Annotated in this window: 14 protein-coding genes, 2 tRNA genes and 1 pseudogene; 7 read left to right on the top strand and 10 right to left on the bottom strand. The window is 59.0% G+C overall.

The genetic code is table 11. From position 1 onward, the window contains the following. Positions 1–16: 16 nt before the first annotated feature. From AC13C8_RS10270 to coxB, 9 genes are all read right to left on the bottom strand, one after another. Positions 17–601, bottom strand: coding sequence for a GNAT family N-acetyltransferase (locus AC13C8_RS10270; protein ID WP_091430890.1), 585 nt, complete (start codon positions 599–601; stop codon positions 17–19). After that, positions 601–1863, bottom strand: a complete 1263-nt coding sequence (locus AC13C8_RS10265) for a M16 family metallopeptidase (protein ID WP_482847237.1) — start codon at positions 1861–1863, stop codon at positions 601–603. Before AC13C8_RS10265 ends, AC13C8_RS10270 begins: the two co-directional genes overlap by 1 nt. Further along, a complete protein-coding gene (gene thrC / locus AC13C8_RS10260; RefSeq protein ID WP_482847236.1) occupies positions 1860–3257 on the bottom strand; it encodes a threonine synthase in 1398 nt (465 codons plus the stop codon). The genes AC13C8_RS10265 and thrC overlap by 4 nt, the downstream gene beginning before the upstream one ends. Before the next feature lies 1 nt (position 3258). Then, positions 3259–3957 carry an SURF1 family protein gene (locus AC13C8_RS10255; RefSeq protein WP_091430895.1) on the bottom strand — a complete coding sequence of 233 codons (699 nt, stop codon included), beginning with the start codon at positions 3955–3957 and terminating at the stop codon, positions 3259–3261. 81 nt (positions 3958–4038) lie between these two features. Beyond that, a complete protein-coding gene (locus AC13C8_RS10250) occupies positions 4039–4839 on the bottom strand; it encodes a cytochrome c oxidase subunit 3 (RefSeq protein WP_091430896.1) in 801 nt (266 codons plus the stop codon). 28 nt (positions 4840–4867) lie between these two features. Beyond that, positions 4868–5443, bottom strand: coding sequence for a cytochrome c oxidase assembly protein (locus tag AC13C8_RS10245; RefSeq protein WP_482847235.1), 576 nt, complete (start codon positions 5441–5443; stop codon positions 4868–4870). Next, a complete protein-coding gene (locus AC13C8_RS10240; RefSeq protein WP_177179338.1) occupies positions 5440–5604 on the bottom strand; it encodes a hypothetical protein in 165 nt (54 codons plus the stop codon). Before AC13C8_RS10240 ends, AC13C8_RS10245 begins: the two co-directional genes overlap by 4 nt. Then, positions 5604–6545, bottom strand: coding sequence for a heme o synthase (gene cyoE / locus AC13C8_RS10235; protein WP_482847234.1), 942 nt, complete (start codon positions 6543–6545; stop codon positions 5604–5606). Before cyoE ends, AC13C8_RS10240 begins: the two co-directional genes overlap by 1 nt. Before the next feature lie 104 nt (positions 6546–6649). Next, positions 6650–7510, bottom strand: coding sequence for a cytochrome c oxidase subunit II (coxB, locus tag AC13C8_RS10230; RefSeq protein ID WP_482847233.1), 861 nt, complete (start codon positions 7508–7510; stop codon positions 6650–6652). 206 nt (positions 7511–7716) lie between these two features. Between coxB and tldD the strand changes: the two genes are divergently transcribed. The 5 genes from tldD to AC13C8_RS10205 all read left to right on the top strand — a co-directional run bounded on the left by tldD (position 7717) and on the right by AC13C8_RS10205 (position 14413). After that, complete coding sequence (tldD, locus tag AC13C8_RS10225; protein WP_482847232.1) at positions 7717–9141, top strand: metalloprotease TldD; 1425 nt, start codon at positions 7717–7719, stop codon at positions 9139–9141. A 174-nt stretch (positions 9142–9315) separates the two neighbouring features. Beyond that, a complete protein-coding gene (gene dprA / locus AC13C8_RS10220; protein ID WP_407639033.1) occupies positions 9316–10434 on the top strand; it encodes a DNA-processing protein DprA in 1119 nt (372 codons plus the stop codon). Positions 10435–10589: 155 nt separating this feature from the next. Next, positions 10590–14030 carry a pyruvate carboxylase gene (locus tag AC13C8_RS10215; protein WP_091430908.1) on the top strand — a complete coding sequence of 1147 codons (3441 nt, stop codon included), beginning with the start codon at positions 10590–10592 and terminating at the stop codon, positions 14028–14030. 188 nt (positions 14031–14218) lie between these two features. Further along, positions 14219–14293 (top strand) — tRNA-Gly (locus AC13C8_RS10210). Positions 14294–14338: 45 nt separating this feature from the next. Beyond that, positions 14339–14413, top strand: a tRNA-Gly gene (locus tag AC13C8_RS10205). Positions 14414–14564: 151 nt separating this feature from the next. Here the strand turns inward: AC13C8_RS10205 and AC13C8_RS10200 are convergent. Continuing rightward, positions 14565–14764, bottom strand: a pseudogene (locus AC13C8_RS10200) (IS3 family transposase); the annotation flags it as partial. Between the two features lie 526 nt (positions 14765–15290). On the opposite strand from AC13C8_RS10200, the gene msrB reads away from it, so the two are divergent. Then, complete coding sequence (gene msrB / locus AC13C8_RS10195) at positions 15291–15737, top strand: peptide-methionine (R)-S-oxide reductase MsrB (RefSeq protein WP_091430910.1); 447 nt, start codon at positions 15291–15293, stop codon at positions 15735–15737. Beyond that, on the top strand, positions 15737–16246 hold the full coding sequence (gene msrA / locus AC13C8_RS10190; RefSeq protein WP_091430911.1) for a peptide-methionine (S)-S-oxide reductase MsrA: 510 nt from the start codon (positions 15737–15739) through the stop codon (positions 16244–16246). The genes msrB and msrA overlap by 1 nt, the downstream gene beginning before the upstream one ends. Positions 16247–16294: the final 48 nt, after the last annotated feature.

Genomic DNA, 16294 nt, shown 5'->3' with positions numbered 1-16294 from the left:
TCGCCCCGTTGCTGTCTTATCCCGCCTGCGTCCGCCCGCGCCGGTCTGATCGAAGGTTGGCATAGAGCACGTGATTGCGCCAGCGCCCGTTGATTTGCAGATAACTTTGGGCCACACCCTCGTATTTGTAGCCGACCTTTTCCAACACCCCGCGCGAGGCGGCGTTTTCCGGCAGACAGCCCGCTTCCAGTCGTGACAGATCAAGTTCGTTGAACGCGTAGTGGACCACGGCCTCGAGTCCTTCACGCATGTAGCCCTGACGGGCAAAGCGTTCGCCGACCCAATATCCGGTTGTTCCCGCCTGCGACGGACCGCGCCGGATATGGTCGAGCGTGACCGCGCCGACCAATGCGTTATCAGCCCGTCGAAACATGAAAAGTGGAAGCGCAGTGCCCCCCTGGATCGAACGGTTGGCCCAATACACGCGATTTGTGAAACTTTTTCGGCTTAGATGATCCTGCGCCCAAGTCGGTTCCCATGGGGTCAGAAAGTCGCGGCTGGCGGTGCGCAACGCTGACCAACCGCGAAAGTCGCCATGCGTGGGTGGTCGCAGGGTCAGTCGTTCGGTTTCGATCCTGACCTTCTTGGACCGACCCAGCATCAAGCGACACGCCTGTCTTGCAAGACCTCAAACGGAAGCGCATCTTCCGCCGGGCCATAAACGGCCATCGCCATTTCACCCCGGGTCAAGCTCGTCCCAAAGTCGCGCAAATCGGCCAGCGTCACCGCGTCAATCTTCTCGACCGTTTCGGAAAGGGACGGCACACGGCCCCAGATGGCGACCAGGCGGGCCATCCGTTCGGCGCGCGACGATGGGCTTTCCAGCCCCATCAGCAGCCCCGCCTTCATCTGAACGCGCGCACGCTCCAACTCGCGTTCCGTGATATCGGTGCCAGCCCGTTTCATCTCGTCAATGCACAGGCGGGACAGATCAGCAATATCATCGCCCGAGGTGCCCGCATAAATCGTCATCATTCCTGTGTCGTCATAGGCACCAAGCTGTGAGAAGACCGAATAGCAAAGACCGCGCTTTTCGCGCGCTTCCTGAAACAGACGCGAGGACATCCCCCCACCAAGGACGGAACTGAACAGTTGAGCCGCATAAAACGCATCGTCGCGATAGCTGGGCGCTTCCAACCCAAGCGTGAAATGCACCTGTTCCAACCCGTTGCGAACTTCGACACGCGACCCGCTGGACCACCGTGCGGCATCTGTCATGCGTGGTTTGCTGGGTGCCAGATGCCCAAATGCGGCCTCGGCAAGGCGCAGAATCTGGTCATGATCGACCGCTCCCGCGGCAGACAGGATCAACTGATCCGGACCATAATGCTGGTCCACAAACGATGACAGATCGCTTTTGCCAAATGACCGCACCCGGTCGGCTGGGCCAAGGATGGTGCGGCCCATCGGTTGATCCGGAAATGCGGCTTCTTGCAACCAGTCGAACACTACATCATCGGGCGTATCCAATGCCTGACCGATTTCCTGCAAGATCACACCGCGCTCAACCTCGATCTCGCTGGTGTCAAACACCGGGTTCAGCACGATGTCCGATATGACATCAAGCCCCAGCGCCACATCGTTCTTCAAGACACGCACGTAGTAAGCTGTCACTTCGCGCGAGGTATAAGCGTTGATGTAGCCGCCTACATCCTCGATCGCCTCGGCGATCTCAAGTGCCGAGCGCCGTTCGGTGCCTTTGAACGCCATATGTTCCAGAAAATGCGCGATGCCGTTTTGCGCAGGTGTTTCATGGCGGCCACCCGCCGTCACCCATACGCCAACCGAGGCGCTTTCCAGCCCCGGCATATACTCGGTTACGACACTGACGCCGTTGGGAAGTCGGTCCAGACGCACACTCATGCAGGGATGGCCTTTCCGGTGCGTTCGCAGATCAGGGTTTTCAATGCGTCCAGATCATTCGCCACGCGGGTCATGCGTTCGTCACGGTCAAACAGGTCTGCCATGTGGGGTGGCAGCGGCGCGTCCTGCCCGCATGCGTCTTTGACCGCTGCCGGGAATTTTGCAGGATGTGCTGTGGCCAGCGTGACCATCGGGCTCGTGCCCAAATGCTCGTTCGCGACCTTCACTCCGACGGCAGAATGGGGGCACAGCACTTCGCCCGCGCGGGCAAACGAGGTCTTGATCTGCGCCATGGTCTCATCCTCGGACGCGCGCCCGCTTTTGAAACTTTCGCGCAGGAACTCCATCGCGCCCTGGCTGATCTTGAAACCGCCCTTTGACAGGTCGGCCATCTGGTCGGCCACCACTTTGCCGTCACGCCCGTAGGCATCAAACAGCACACGCTCGAAATTCGATGATACCTGAATATCCATCGACGGGCTGATCGACGGCGTGACCCCCGCCTTGGTATAGGCGCCGGTTTCCAACGTGCGGTGCAAGATGTCGTTCTGGTTGGTGGCAATCACCAGTTGGTCAATCGGCAGCCCCATCTGTTTGGCAATGTAACCAGCGAAGATGTCTCCGAAATTGCCCGTGGGCACCGTGAAGCTGACCCTGCGGTGCGGCGCACCCAGCGCGACCGCCGAGGTAAAGTAATATACCACCTGCGCCAGCACGCGCGCCCAGTTGATCGAGTTCACCCCCGCCAATTTCACCGCATCGCGGAAAACGAAGTCATTGAACATGTCTTTCAGCCGGGCTTGGCAATCGTCGAAATCGCCGTCCATGGCCAGCGCATGGACATTCGCCTCGGACGGCGTCGTCATCTGACGGCGCTGCACCTCAGACACTCGCCCATGTGGAAACAGGATGAACACATCGACCGCATCCAGCCCCTTGAAGGCTTCTATGGCCGCAGATCCGGTATCGCCCGAGGTCGCGCCGACGATGGTCACTTTTTCCCCCCGGCGGCTCAGTGCCACTTGGAACAGCTGACCGATCAACTGCATTGCAAAGTCTTTGAAGGCCAAGGTCGGGCCGTGAAACAGTTCCAGCAGGAAATGGTTGGGACCGAGTTGCACCAGGGGCGCGCGTGCGTCGTGTTTGAACCCGGCATAGGCCCTGGCAATGATCTCGTGAAACTCGTTATCCGTGAACGTGTCGCCGACGAAGGGGCGCATCACGCGAAAGGCGACCTCTTCATAAGGCAGCCCGGCCATAGCCGCGATGTCGCCTGCGCTGATGGTTGGCACGGTTTCGGGCACATAAAGGCCACCGTCGCGGGCCAGACCCGTCAGCATGGCATCTTCAAAGCTCAGAACCGGGGCCTCACCACGGGTAGAGATATAGCGCATTTCAGTCGCTCCTTGGGGCGAGAGTGTCACGTGTCCGGCGTTTCATACGCCAAAGCGCCAAGCCTGTCATCACCACCCATGTTGCTGCCATCAAAAACCATGTGACGGCATATTCAAGGTGGTCATTGGGGATGCCCACGCTGGTTACTGGCATCGGCAAAACGTCCGGCTCGGCAGGGGTCGTCTGACGCGCAATAATAAGGATCGGACGCGTGTTCAAGACCTCGGCCATCTGGTCGATGTCGCGGGCAAACCACGTGTTGGTGGACAGCTCGTTTTCAGGCGTGGCGCTGTTGCGATCATCGGGCCAATGCAGGTTGCCCAGAACTGTGATTTGCCCTTCAGATGTGGGTGGCATCGGGTCGGCCACACGGATGAAGCCCCGATCAACCAAAACCGAACCATCTTCCGTCATGAACGGAGAAATCAGACGATACCCAGCCCCCAAGTCCCGGCTGCTGACCAGCACCCGCAGCGTGCCCGCCCCCATCATACCCGTCACCTTCACTGGCAGATACTTGTCTCGTTTCGGATCGGGCTGCGAGGGTATACCGACCGGGGCGGCAGCGATCCGGCGGTCAATCTCGGTCAGCACATCTTCTTTCCACTTCAAACGGTCGAGCTGCCATTTCCCAAGGCCCAGGAACAGGACCAGAATGGCCATACTAAGGATTGCGGTCAGGATCAGGCGAAAACTCATCAGCGGGTCCAAAGCGGGTCAAGTCAAAGGGGCGCGAAGGTTTCCCCTCGCGCCCCGAATAGGACTATTTTCGGGTCAGGTTCAACCGCCCCAGATGTAGACGGCGGCAAACAGGAACAACCACACAACGTCAACAAAGTGCCAGTACCAAGCCGCGGCTTCAAAGCCCACGTGGCTTTCCGGGGTGAACTGCCCCTTCATCGCCCGCAGCAGGCAGACAAACAGAAAGATCGTGCCGACAATCACGTGGAAGCCGTGGAAACCTGTCGCCATGAAGAAGTTCACGCCATAGATATTTCCTGCAAAATCAAAGGTCGCGTGGCTGTATTCATACGCCTGAAACATGGTGAACAGCACGCCAAGGATCACTGCCAGCGCCAGCCCAGTAATCAGGTCTTTGCGGTTGTTTTCATGCGCGATGGCGTGGTGTGCCCAGGTTACAGCAGCACCTGACAGAAGCAGGATCAGGGTATTGATCAGTGGCAGGTGCCATGGATCAAAGGTCTCGATCCCTTCGGGTGGCCAAACACCGTCAATCGCCGGTGAGCCTTCGGTCATCGGGTAAAGCGCGTGCTTGAAGAAGCTCCAGAACCACGCCACAAAGAACATGACCTCGGACATGATGAACAGGATCACACCATAGCGCAGGCCGATCTTCACGACCGAGGTGTGGTCGCCGGTTTCGCCTTCATGGACAACGTCGGACCACCAGGCAAACATGACGTAAAGAACGCCAGCCAATCCGATGAAAAAGATCCATGGAACGTCGTTGGCCATCCATTGCACCGCCCCGAACAGCATGATGAACCCTGAAACGGCCCCGAGGAACGGATTCACCGAAGGCGGCAGGATGTGATAATCGTGGTTTTTTGCATGTGCCATAATCGTATAGTCCCTGTTCTTCTGGCCGTCAGTTTTGCACTGCCGAAGTGGTCGGCGCAAGCTGCGCCAGATCATCCGGCAATTCTGTTTCGTGGAATGTGTAAGACAGCGTGATGGCTTTAAGGTATTTCGCCTCGCGGTCATCAAGGATTTCCGGGTCGACATAGAATGTAACCGGCATGGACACACGTTCGCCCGGTTGCAACACCTGCATCTCAAAGCAGAAACAGTCGATCTTGGTGAAATAACCACCAGCCGCGAATGGCGCGACATTATAGCTGGCTGTGCCGGCGACCGGACGGTCCGTCGGGTTGTAAGCCTCGTAAAAGGCCAGTCCGGTTTCGCCCAGCCTGATCTCCATCTCGCGCTGAACGGGCTTGAACTCCCACGGCATTCCGCGCTCTTTCGAGGCGTCGAAGCGCACCAACACTTTCTGATCCAGCACCACGTCCGATCCGCGCTCTGCCACGGCGGTTTCCCCGCCAAAGCCGGTCACGCGGCAGAACCAGTCGTAGAACGGCACCGCCGCCCAGCTGAGTGACCCCATCAGGATCACCACGCCCACCATCTTGGCAGCTGTTTTCTGCTGGCGGGTCAGGCTCATTTGCTGACCTCCGTGGCCGCGGGTGCTGGTTTGTACAGGTCGCCGACTTTAGCAACCGTCACCCCGTAAACCAACCCGACAAACAGGATCAGCGTGACACCCACGCCGACATTGCGACTCAGGCGGCGCTTATGCAATTCGTGACCAACCTTGATCGCCATCAGCCCCATCCCCCAAGTCCGAACGGTTTCAGAGAGGCTTCAACAAGAAGCGCTCCGTAATGTAGGAACAGATAGGCCAGCGACAGTTTGAACAACCCACGCTCGGCCTTGTGTTTGTCGGCGTCCGAGGCGACATCATCGCGACGGAACACGTCCCACGCGCCTTTGATAAACATGCCGTTCAGAATCAACGCCACGACCATGTAGACCGGCCCACCGATTGACGTCAGGCCCAGCGCAATCGCCACGACGGCAAGCACCAGTGAATAGCCCAGAATGTGCGCCCGTGTCGCGCGGCGCCCATGGGTCACGGTCAGCATGGGAACACCCGCATTGGCATAATCACCCTTGGTAAACAGTGCCAATGCCCAGAAATGCGGTGGGGTCCATGCAAAGGTCAGGGCGAACATCAAGACGCTTTCAATGCTGATCCCACCGGTTGCCACCGCCCAGCCGATCATCGGGGGGAACGCCCCTGCCGCGCCGCCAATGACGATATTCTGCGGCGTCCAGCGTTTCAGCCACATGGTATAGATCACCACATAGAAGAAGATGGTAAAGGCCAGAAGGGCAGCCGCCACAAGATTCGCCGCCAGTCCCAGCATGACAACAGCCATCGCCGACAAGGTCATACCGATTGCGAACGCCTCGCCCTCGGCCACTTTACCTGACGGAATGGGCCGCGACTGGGTTCGACGCATCTTGCGGTCGATATCGGCATCCCACCACATGTTCAGCGCGCCGGAGGCTCCGCCGCCTACCGCGATAAACAGAATTGAGGCAAGTCCGATGACTGGGTTTACCCCGACCGGCGCGACCAAAAGGCCGACAAATGCAGTAAACACGACCAGCGACATCACGCGCGGCTTCAAAAGCGCGAAATAGTCGCCAAACCCGGCTTCGCGGGTGTCGGTGTTGGTTTGAATGCTGGCGTCGCTCATTGGGTTTTACGCGCTCTGGCTAGTAGGGTTTTCAGTTAACAATCACCGCCCCCGCAAGGCCGGTCGGGTTGGGGCGCAGACTTGGGTCCGCTCCCCGGTCTTGATTACTCGGCTGCGGCGACCTGAACCGTCGGAAGCGAGTCTACGTTGCCCGCATATTCTTCGACCGCACCTTTCAGCCAGGAATCGTAATCTGACTGGCTGACAGCCTTGACGGTGATTGGCATATAGGCGTGGTCCTTGCCGCACAATTCGGAACACTGACCGAAGTAGATGCCTTCCTTGCCTTCATCGACTTCAAACCACAACTCGGCCAGACGACCGGGAACGGCATCCTGCTTCACACCAAAGGCCGGAATGGTCCAGGAATGGATCACGTCGGCGCCTGTGACCTGAATGACGACCTTTTTGCCTGTCGGAACGACCAAGGCAGTGTCGGTGGCCAGCAAATACTCGCTTTCGCTATAGCCGTATTCTTCCAGTTCATCCTTGGCCAACAGGAAGCTGTCAAATCCGAACTCGTGCTCGGGATATTCATAACCCCAATACCACTGATACCCGGTTGCCTTGATCACCACGTCACCCTTGGGGATCACTTGTTGCTGGAACAGAACTGGCAGTGAAAACGCCCCGATAAAGACAAGTATAACGACCGGCACCAGCGTCCAGATAATCTCGATCGGCGTGTTGTGGGTGAATGTTGAGGGTTCGGGGTTGGCGCGACGATTGAAGCGCACGATGACGATGGCCAACAGCAGGGTCACGAAAATCGTGATGGCAATAATGATGTAGTTGATCATGCCGTCCAGCCCATGCGCCGCTTGTGCGACACTGGTCGCAGACGGTTGAAAACCCATGGCACCATCGACCGGCTTGCCGATGATTTCCAAATTTTCCTGCGCGATCGCCTGACCGGTGGTCAGAATTGCAGTTGCCGTGGCGAAAAGGCTGCTAAAACGCATCATGTTCGTCTTTCTCTTCCCTGTGCGACGCGACGCGATCGCGGGCCCTCGGGCTGGCGCGACAGCGGTTCGCTCATTCCTCTCCCGTGCGCTGGCGCGGGATTCCTTGTTTCTCTTTGACGAGAAACCATATTAGAAAGCTGGGAACAAGGAAAAACCTTCTCAGGTTAAGCAACAAAATCCACCTTTAGCGCTATTTCGAGGCCCCCATGACAGATGCCAAATCGTTTCGCCCGTTTGAGACCCATCTGGACGCTGACCGCGCCCGGAGCCTGCTGGCGGACGTGACCGCCGGAGCCGACGACGGTGAACTGTTTCTGGAAAGAATGCGGTCCGAGGCGCTGGTCTTCGACGATGGACGGCTCAGAACCGCGAGCTATGACGCATCCGAGGGGTTCGGACTGCGCGCGGTCCGCGGGGAAACAACGGGTTATGCCCATTCGACCGAAATCAGCGACGCCGCATTGCAACGCGCGGCGGCAACCGGTCGATTGGCCGTGGGCGATGGCGGCGGCACATGGGCCGATGCACCTGCTCGCACCAATCAGAAGCTCTATACAGATGCCGACCCGATGGCAGACGCAGGCTTTGGTCTGAAGATCGAGACCTTGCGCGAGATTGACGCTTTCACCCGCGAGCTTGACCCACGCGTTGTGCAAGTCTCGGCCACCATCGCTGCCAGCTTGCAAGAGGTGCACATCCTGCGCCCCGATGGCGCGCTGGTCTCGGACACGCGCCCCATGACACGACTGAATGTCTCGGTCATCGTGGAAAAGGACGGCCGGCGCGAAAGCGGATCATCCGGCGGCGGTGGGCGCGCTGGTCTGACCGGCTTGATGGCTTCTGACACATGGCAATCAACGGCCCGCGAGGCGCTGCGCATCGCGCTGGTGAATCTTGATGCGGTCCCTGCCCCGGCGGGTGTTATGGACGTGGTTCTGGGCAATGGTTGGCCCGGCATCCTGCTGCACGAAGCGGTGGGCCACGGGCTGGAAGGCGATTTCAACCGCAAGGGTACGTCCGCCTTCTCGGGCTTGATCGGCACTCAAGTCGCCGCGAAAGGTGTGACCGTGGTCGATGACGGCACCCTGCCCGACCGGCGCGGGTCTTTGTCGGTTGACGACGAAGGCACGCCAACAGGACGCGCGGTGTTGATCGAGGACGGCGTGCTGGTGGGATACATGCAGGACCGCCAGAACGCCCGCCTGATGGGGGTCGCGCCCACCGGCAACGGGCGGCGGCAAAGCTTTGCGCACGCGCCCATGCCGCGCATGACCAACACGATCATGGAAAGCGGCACCGCAACGCCAAAAGAGGTGCTGGGAGAGCTGAAAGACGGTATTTACGCGGTTGGTTTCGGGGGCGGACAGGTGGACATAACCAACGGCAAGTTCGTGTTTTCCTGCACCGAGGCCTACCGCGTTGAAAACGGTAAGGTCGGCGCACCGGTCAAGGGGGCCACCCTGATCGGCGACGGCCCTGCGGCAATGAAACAAATCCGCGCCATTGGCAATGACATGGCGATGGACCCCGGCATCGGCACCTGCGGCAAGGCAGGCCAATCGGTGCCTGTGGGCGTCGGCCAACCCTCGTTATTGATTGGCGGGCTGACGGTTGGGGGATCGGCGGCATGATCCGGCCCCGACGGCATTTCACCACACGCGTATCGCCAAATTCACATCTGTTAGGGGGGCGTTAACCATTGGCACGGCAAGGTTAATCCGCAAGAGACGGAATCAATCATGCCTATGGACCTTTCACCTTCCCTGCATCACCCCACCCCCTCCCCTCAGTCTGAGGAAGATGAATTGGCGTGGATCCGTCTCTTGCGCTCTCGTCGTGTTGGGGTTGCAACCTTCTATCGCTTGTTGTCCGAGCATGGTTCGGCGCAGGCCGCATTGGCCGCGCTACCGGATGTCGCAGCCGAAGCAGGGGTAAAAGACTATGCCCCCTGCCCGCCTGAGGTTGCCGAGGCGGAGCATCGCCGCGCGCGGTTTACCGGAGCCAAGATGGTAACATGGGGCACGCCAGCCTATCCTGAACTTCTGTCAGAGATTGCCGACCCGCCGCCGTTTTTCTGGGCAATAGGCGATATTTCCCTGCTGCACCGCCCGATGGTCGCGCTGATCGGCGCGCGCAATGCATCCTCGATCGGGTTGCGCATGACCCGTAAACTGTCCCGCGACCTCAGCGAAGCCGGGTTTACCATCGTGTCCGGGCTGGCGCGCGGCGTGGACACCGTGGCGCACGAAGTCGCGCTGGACGCTGGCAACACCGTGGCCGTGATGGCGGGTGGCGTCGATGTGATTTATCCTAAGGAAAACACGGTTCTGGCCGAAGATATTGCCCGCAATGGGCTTCGGCTGTCTGAACAGCCGCCGGGCCTGCCCCCGCAGGCGCGCCATTTTCCCCGCCGCAACCGTTTGATCTCGGGGTTGGCGCGCGCTGTTGTTGTTGTTGAAGCCGCCGCCAAGTCAGGATCGCTGATCACCGCGCGCAATGCGTTGGATCAGGGGCGCGATGTGCTGGCAGTGCCCGGCCACCCGTTCGATGCCCGTGCGTCGGGCTGCAATTTCCTGATCCGCGATGGCGCTGCCCTTGTGCGTGGCGCGCAAGACGTGATCGACGCGATTGGCCCGGCCGTCGCAACAGACAAAGATGGCGCAAATGCCACCATGCCTGTCGCATCACCGCCAGTAGAGCCGCGCAAATCGCAAGACAAAAGAACCCTGTCCCAAACGGCCGAATTGCACAGCCAGATCCTGACCCGGCTGGGTCCAAGCCCCCTGGCAGAGGACCAGTTGATCCGGGATCTGGGCGATCAAACAGGCGCGGGTTCGGGCGATATCCTGCCCGAACTGGTCAATCTGGAGCTTGAGGGCCGAATCATACGCCAGCCCGGCGGCTTGCTTGCTCGATCACAGTAGGTCGGCATTTAACCTGTGTAGATTTGGTAAAATAATCTTACCAATTATGAAAAAATCCTTGCCGAATTCTTACAAACCCTATTGCGCTGCGATGCAGCACGCCCTACGACTTTCACCCAAATCGGCATAATGGGCCTGATAAGGGGGAGAGTGAGATGCGGGACTTTCAGAAAATCCTGATCGCCAACCGGGGTGAAATCGCCATTCGCGTGATGCGCGCTGCCAACGAAATGGGCAAGAAGACCGTCGCGGTCTATGCCGAAGAAGACAAGCTGGGCCTGCACCGCTTCAAGTCGGACGAAGCTTATCGCATCGGTGAAGGTCTTGGTCCGGTCGCCGCCTATCTGTCGATTGACGAGATCATTCGCGTCGCAAAGGAATGCGGCGCTGATGCGATCCATCCCGGTTATGGTCTGCTGTCAGAAAACCCAGATTTCGTGGATGCCTGCGACGCCAACGGGATCACCTTTATCGGCCCCAAGGCAGCCACAATGCGCGCGCTGGGTGACAAGGCATCAGCCCGCAAGGTCGCGGTCGAAGCGGGTGTGCCCGTTATCCCCGCCACCGAGGTGCTGGGCGACGATATGGATGCCATCCGCAGGGAAGCCAAGAGTGTCGGTTATCCCCTGATGCTGAAAGCCAGCTGGGGCGGTGGCGGCCGCGGGATGCGCCCGATCCACGGCCCGGACGAGCTGGAAGAAAAAGTGCTGGAAGGCCGCCGCGAGGCCGAAGCCGCCTTCGGCAATGGCGAGGGGTATCTGGAAAAGATGATCACCCGCGCCCGTCATGTCGAGGTGCAGATTCTGGGCGACAGCCACGGCAACATCTATCATCTGTATGAACGCGACTGCTCGGTCCAGCGCCGCAACCAGAAGGTCGTGGAACGCGCACCCGCCCCCTATCTGTCCGAAGCGCAACGCGAAGAGCTGTGCGAACTGGGTCGCAAGATCTGCGCCCATGTGAATTATGAATGCGCGGGCACCGTCGAATTCCTGATGGATATGGAAACCGGCAAGTTCTATTTCATCGAGGTAAATCCGCGCGTTCAGGTCGAGCATACCGTGACCGAGGAGGTCACTGGCATCGACATCGTTCAGGCGCAAATCCTGATCGCCGAAGGCAAGTCGCTGTCCGAAGCGACCGGCAAGGCGTCACAATACGACATCCGTCTGAATGGTCACGCCCTGCAAACCCGCGTCACCACCGAAGACCCGCAAAACAACTTCATCCCAGATTATGGCCGCATCACCGCCTATCGCTCGGCCACCGGCATGGGTATCCGACTGGACGGCGGCACGGCCTATGCGGGCGGGGTGATCACGCGATATTATGACAGCCTTCTGACGAAAGTGACGGCTTGGGCGCAGACGCCCGAAAAAGCCATCGCCCGGATGGACCGCGCCCTGCGTGAATTCCGCGTGCGCGGCGTGTCGACCAACATCGCCTTTGTCGAAAACCTGTTGAAACACCCGACCTTCCTGAACAACCAGTACACAACGAAGTTCATCGACGAGACACCCGAACTGTTCCAGTTCAAGAAGCGACGGGACCGGGGCACCAAGGTGTTGACTTATATCGCGGACATTACCGTGAATGGGCATCCCGAAACGCAAGGTCGCGCCGCACCGGCCAGCGATTTGAAGCCACCGAAGCCTCCTGCCTCGCGCGCTGAACCCGCAGCAGGCACCCGCAACCTGCTGGACGCCGAAGGGCCGCAGGCGGTCGCCGATTGGATGAAGGCGCAGAAAAAGCTGTTGATCACCGACACGACGATGCGTGATGGGCACCAATCGCTTCTGGCCACGCGGATGCGATCGATTGACATGATCAAGGTCGCACCCGCTTATGCGGCCAACCTGCCCGAGCTTTTCTCGGTCGAATGTTGGGGCGGGGCGACGTTCGACGTCGCGTATCGTTTCTTGCAGGAATGCCCGTGGCAACGTCTGCGCAACCTGCGCGAAGCTATGCCCAACGTGATGACGCAGATGCTTTTGCGCGCGTCCAATGGCGTGGGCTACACCAACTACCCCGACAACGTGGTGCAGGCCTTTGTCAAACAGGCCGCGTTGACCGGTGTTGACCTATTCCGCGTGTTTGACTCGCTCAACTGGGTCGAGAACATGCGCATCGCGATGGACGCTGTGGTCGCATCGGGCAAGATCTGCGAGGGCACGATCTGCTATACTGGCGATATCCTTGACCCCGATCGCGCCAAGTATGACCTGAAATACTACGTGGGCATGGCGAAAGAGCTTGAGGCCGCAGGCGCCCATGTGCTGGGCCTGAAAGACATGGCGGGGCTTCTGAAACCTGCCGCCGCCCGCGTTCTGATCAAGGCGTTGAAGGACGAAGTCGATCTGCCGATTCATTTCCACACCCACGACACCTCGGGCATTGCGGGCGCAACAATCCTTGCGGCCGCCGATGCTGGCGTCGATGCTGTTGACGCTGCGATGGACGCGTTCAGTGGCGGCACGTCGCAAGCCTGTCTGGGATCCATCGTGGAAGCACTGGACAACACCGAGCGTGATACCGGGCTGGACATCGGGTCCATCCGCGAGATCTCGAACTATTGGGAAGGCGTTCGCGCACAATATACGGCCTTTGAAAGTGGGCTGGCCGCACCTGCCTCTGAGGTCTATTTGCACGAGATGCCCGGCGGACAATTCACCAATCTAAAGGCGCAGGCGCGGTCGCTGGGTCTGGAAGAACGCTGGCACGAGGTGGCGCAGACCTATGCGGATGTGAACCAGATGTTTGGTGATATCGTGAAGGTCACGCCATCTTCCAAAGTTGTTGGTGACATGGCGTTGATGATGGTCAGCCAGGGCCTGACCCGGGCAGAAGTCGAAGACCCCAAGACGGATGTCGCCTTTCCCGACAGCGTTGTGGACATGATGCGCGGCAATTTGGGCCAGCCCCCCGGCGGGTTCCCCGAAACGATTGTCAAAAAGGTGCTGAAGGACGAAAAGCCAAACACCGAGCGCCCCGGCAAGCACTTGAAACCCGTCGATCTGGAGGCCGCACGCACAAGCCTGTCGAACGAGCTAGAAGGGCTGAAAATCGACGACGAGGATCTGAACGGATACCTCATGTATCCCAAGGTGTTTCTGGACTACATGGGGCGCCATCGCCAATATGGTCCGGTGCGCACCCTGCCCACCAGAACCTTCTTTTATGGGATGGAACCGGGCGAAGAAATCTCGACCGAGATCGACCCCGGCAAGACGCTGGAAATTCGCCTGCAAGCCGTGGGTGAAACCAACGAGGACGGCGAGGTCAAAGTGTTCTTTGAACTCAACGGTCAACCGCGTGTTATTCGCGTGCCGAACCGGCTTGTCAAAGCCTCGACCGCCAAACGCCCCAAGGCCGAGGACGGCAACGCAAACCATGTGGGCGCACCAATGCCCGGCGTGGTGGCAACCATTTCGGTCAGCGCGGGCCAACCCGTGCGCGAAGGCGATCTTTTGCTGACCATCGAGGCGATGAAGATGGAAACCGGCATCCATGCCGAACGCGATGCCACGGTCAAAACCGTGCATGTGCAACCCGGTGGTCAGATCGACGCCAAGGATCTGATGATCGAACTGGATTAGACGCTTCGAATGTCGGTATTGGGGTCGCCATAGTTGGTGGCCCCTTTTTTTTGCCACAATGCAACGGCACGTCAGCTTGGCTATAAAAGGCGATAAGAACCCCCTTCTGGTGCGAATTTCGCCGTTTGGTGTGATTTTCCCCTTGCAGCCATGCGTTGGATTTCATATCTCACGGCTCACCGAAGGATGCGGGCGTAGCTCAGGGGTAGAGCATAACCTTGCCAAGGTTAGGGTCGGGCGTTCGAATCGCCTCGCCCGCTCCAATCGGTTCCCCGGTTCGGCCACTGGCCGGACAAACCCATCAGGATGCGGGCGTAGCTCAGGGGTAGAGCATAACCTTGCCAAGGTTAGGGTCGGGCGTTCGAATCGCCTCGCCCGCTCCAATGGGACAATTAAAGCACGGGCTCGCAGTCAGAATGCTGGCCGTTGACCTGCCAATGATCAACTTTCGTTCACAACAGCTGCCCAATCGTGTGATTGGGTTTGTGTTGCTTTTAGAGGTTTGAACTGCCTAGGGCTTGGCAAGATGCGCAAAGCAGGTGTGACGTTGCTCAGGCTCCCGTGGTGACGCTGCGGGTTGTAATGGACGGCGAAGGCCTCGACCTGGGTTACGAGATCGCCTGGCAGAACGAAGTTTTCCAACAGGATGCGGTTCGTCAGGGCTTGCTGCCGCGGTCGATCTAGCATTGGGTTTGAGGGTGATCCGGTGCACAACGGGAGCAATTCATCCCCTTGAAGCCGACGATGCGGTGCCCGGGGCATGTTCACGATTGCGCACATTCAATGCCAGTCCTCCGACACCACAGGCGCAGGCCAACCCAGGCCCTTGCTTGTCGTCCTCAATGTGGCGAACCATACGGTTCAAAGCGGATACGGTCATCTCGCCCGCAGAGTGTCTGGGCATATCGGTACTTTACGGTTAGGTAGCTATGGGATCTTCAAGGCGTCCTGTAGCTTCCGTTTTTTCACTTCTTGGAAAGTCCTGTCCTCTTGGCGCACAGAAGAAGCCTAAATAACAGATCTGGCTTACTTCGGTGGTCCGGTACTCGCCACCAATGGTATTTACCATCGGGCAGACCTTTACCGCACACTACATGAGTGTTTAGACCGTTTGCGGTGTTGTTTTTGCTTGCTGGCCGATGACCCGTCTGCCTGACTGCGAACCGACATGCGCCACCTCGGCGAAGGTCGACCCATGGAAAACCGGCCATTCAATCCCCATCTTATGCACACCTACAACGCCGAACAGGGGGTAAAGATTTGAGCACATATGAAAAATCCGCTGACGCCATCGCCAAACTGTCACCCGAGCAGTTTCGCGTAACCCAGGAAAATGGCACCGAACGCCCTGGAAGTGGCGAATATCTTGGCAACAAGGCGCCGGGCATCTACGTGGATATTGTCTCGGGCGAACCGCTGTTTGCTTCTTCGGATAAATATGAAAGCGGATGCGGGTGGCCCAGTTTTACAAAGCCGATCGAGCCTGCCCATATCACCGAGCTGCGGGATGCAACACTTGGCATGGTGCGGACCGAGGTGCGATCAACCAATGGCGACAGCCATCTGGGTCACGTGTTTCCGGACGGGCCAACAGACCGGGGCGGTTTACGGTATTGCATCAACTCGGCCTCGCTTCGCTTCGTGCATCGTGATGATATGGAGGCGGAAGGCTATGGTGCCTATCTCAACCAAGTGGAGGATATCTGATGACACAAGAACGTGCGGTTCTGGCAGGCGGGTGTTTTTGGGGCATGCAGGACTTGATCCGCAAACTGCCCGGCGTGATCTCGACCCGCGTGGGATACACGGGCGGCGATGTGCCCAACGCGACCTATCGCAACCACGGCACCCACGCCGAAGGGATCGAGATCATTTTTGACCCCGACCGGATCACCTATCGCCGGTTGTTGGAGTTCTTTTTTCAAATCCATGACCCGACCACCCCCATGCGGCAGGGTAATGACATAGGTGCCTCGTATCGGTCCGCGATCTATTACGTGGGCGAGGCGCAGAAGGCGGAGGCCTTGAACACCATCGCGGATGTCGATGCTTCGGGTCTGTGGCCCGGCAAGGTCGTGACCGAGGTCGAACCTGCGGGCGATTTCTGGGAAGCCGAGCCAGAGCATCAGGATTACCTGCAACGTATCCCAAACGGGTATACCTGCCATTTCGTGCGCCCTGATTGGGTTTTGCCAAAGCGCGACGCGGCCGAATAACACCATGATCAGGTGCGCCGGTCGGGAATGTCCCGTCTGCGCACCTGA

The sequence above is a fragment of the Aliiroseovarius sp. B-4 genome (genome assembly GCF_056857795.1).
Note: the sequence above shows the minus strand (reverse complement) of the source record. Positions and strands in the feature narration are given on the sequence as shown.

Coding starts and splice junctions, on each gene's coding strand:
- AC13C8_RS10270 (WP_091430890.1), bottom strand. CDS start 601: ATGCTGGGTCGGTCCAAGAAGGTCAGGATCGAAACCGAACGACTGACC.
- AC13C8_RS10265 (WP_482847237.1), bottom strand. CDS start 1,863: ATGAGTGTGCGTCTGGACCGACTTCCCAACGGCGTCAGTGTCGTAACC.
- thrC (WP_482847236.1), bottom strand. CDS start 3,257: ATGCGCTATATCTCTACCCGTGGTGAGGCCCCGGTTCTGAGCTTTGAA.
- AC13C8_RS10255 (WP_091430895.1), bottom strand. CDS start 3,957: ATGAGTTTTCGCCTGATCCTGACCGCAATCCTTAGTATGGCCATTCTG.
- AC13C8_RS10250 (WP_091430896.1), bottom strand. CDS start 4,839: ATGGCACATGCAAAAAACCACGATTATCACATCCTGCCGCCTTCGGTG.
- AC13C8_RS10245 (WP_482847235.1), bottom strand. CDS start 5,443: ATGAGCCTGACCCGCCAGCAGAAAACAGCTGCCAAGATGGTGGGCGTG.
- AC13C8_RS10240 (WP_177179338.1), bottom strand. CDS start 5,604: ATGGCGATCAAGGTTGGTCACGAATTGCATAAGCGCCGCCTGAGTCGC.
- cyoE (WP_482847234.1), bottom strand. CDS start 6,545: ATGAGCGACGCCAGCATTCAAACCAACACCGACACCCGCGAAGCCGGG.
- coxB (WP_482847233.1), bottom strand. CDS start 7,510: ATGATGCGTTTTAGCAGCCTTTTCGCCACGGCAACTGCAATTCTGACC.
- tldD (WP_482847232.1), top strand. CDS start 7,717: ATGACAGATGCCAAATCGTTTCGCCCGTTTGAGACCCATCTGGACGCT.
- AC13C8_RS10215 (WP_091430908.1), top strand. CDS start 10,590: ATGCGGGACTTTCAGAAAATCCTGATCGCCAACCGGGGTGAAATCGCC.
- msrA (WP_091430911.1), top strand. CDS start 15,737: ATGACACAAGAACGTGCGGTTCTGGCAGGCGGGTGTTTTTGGGGCATG.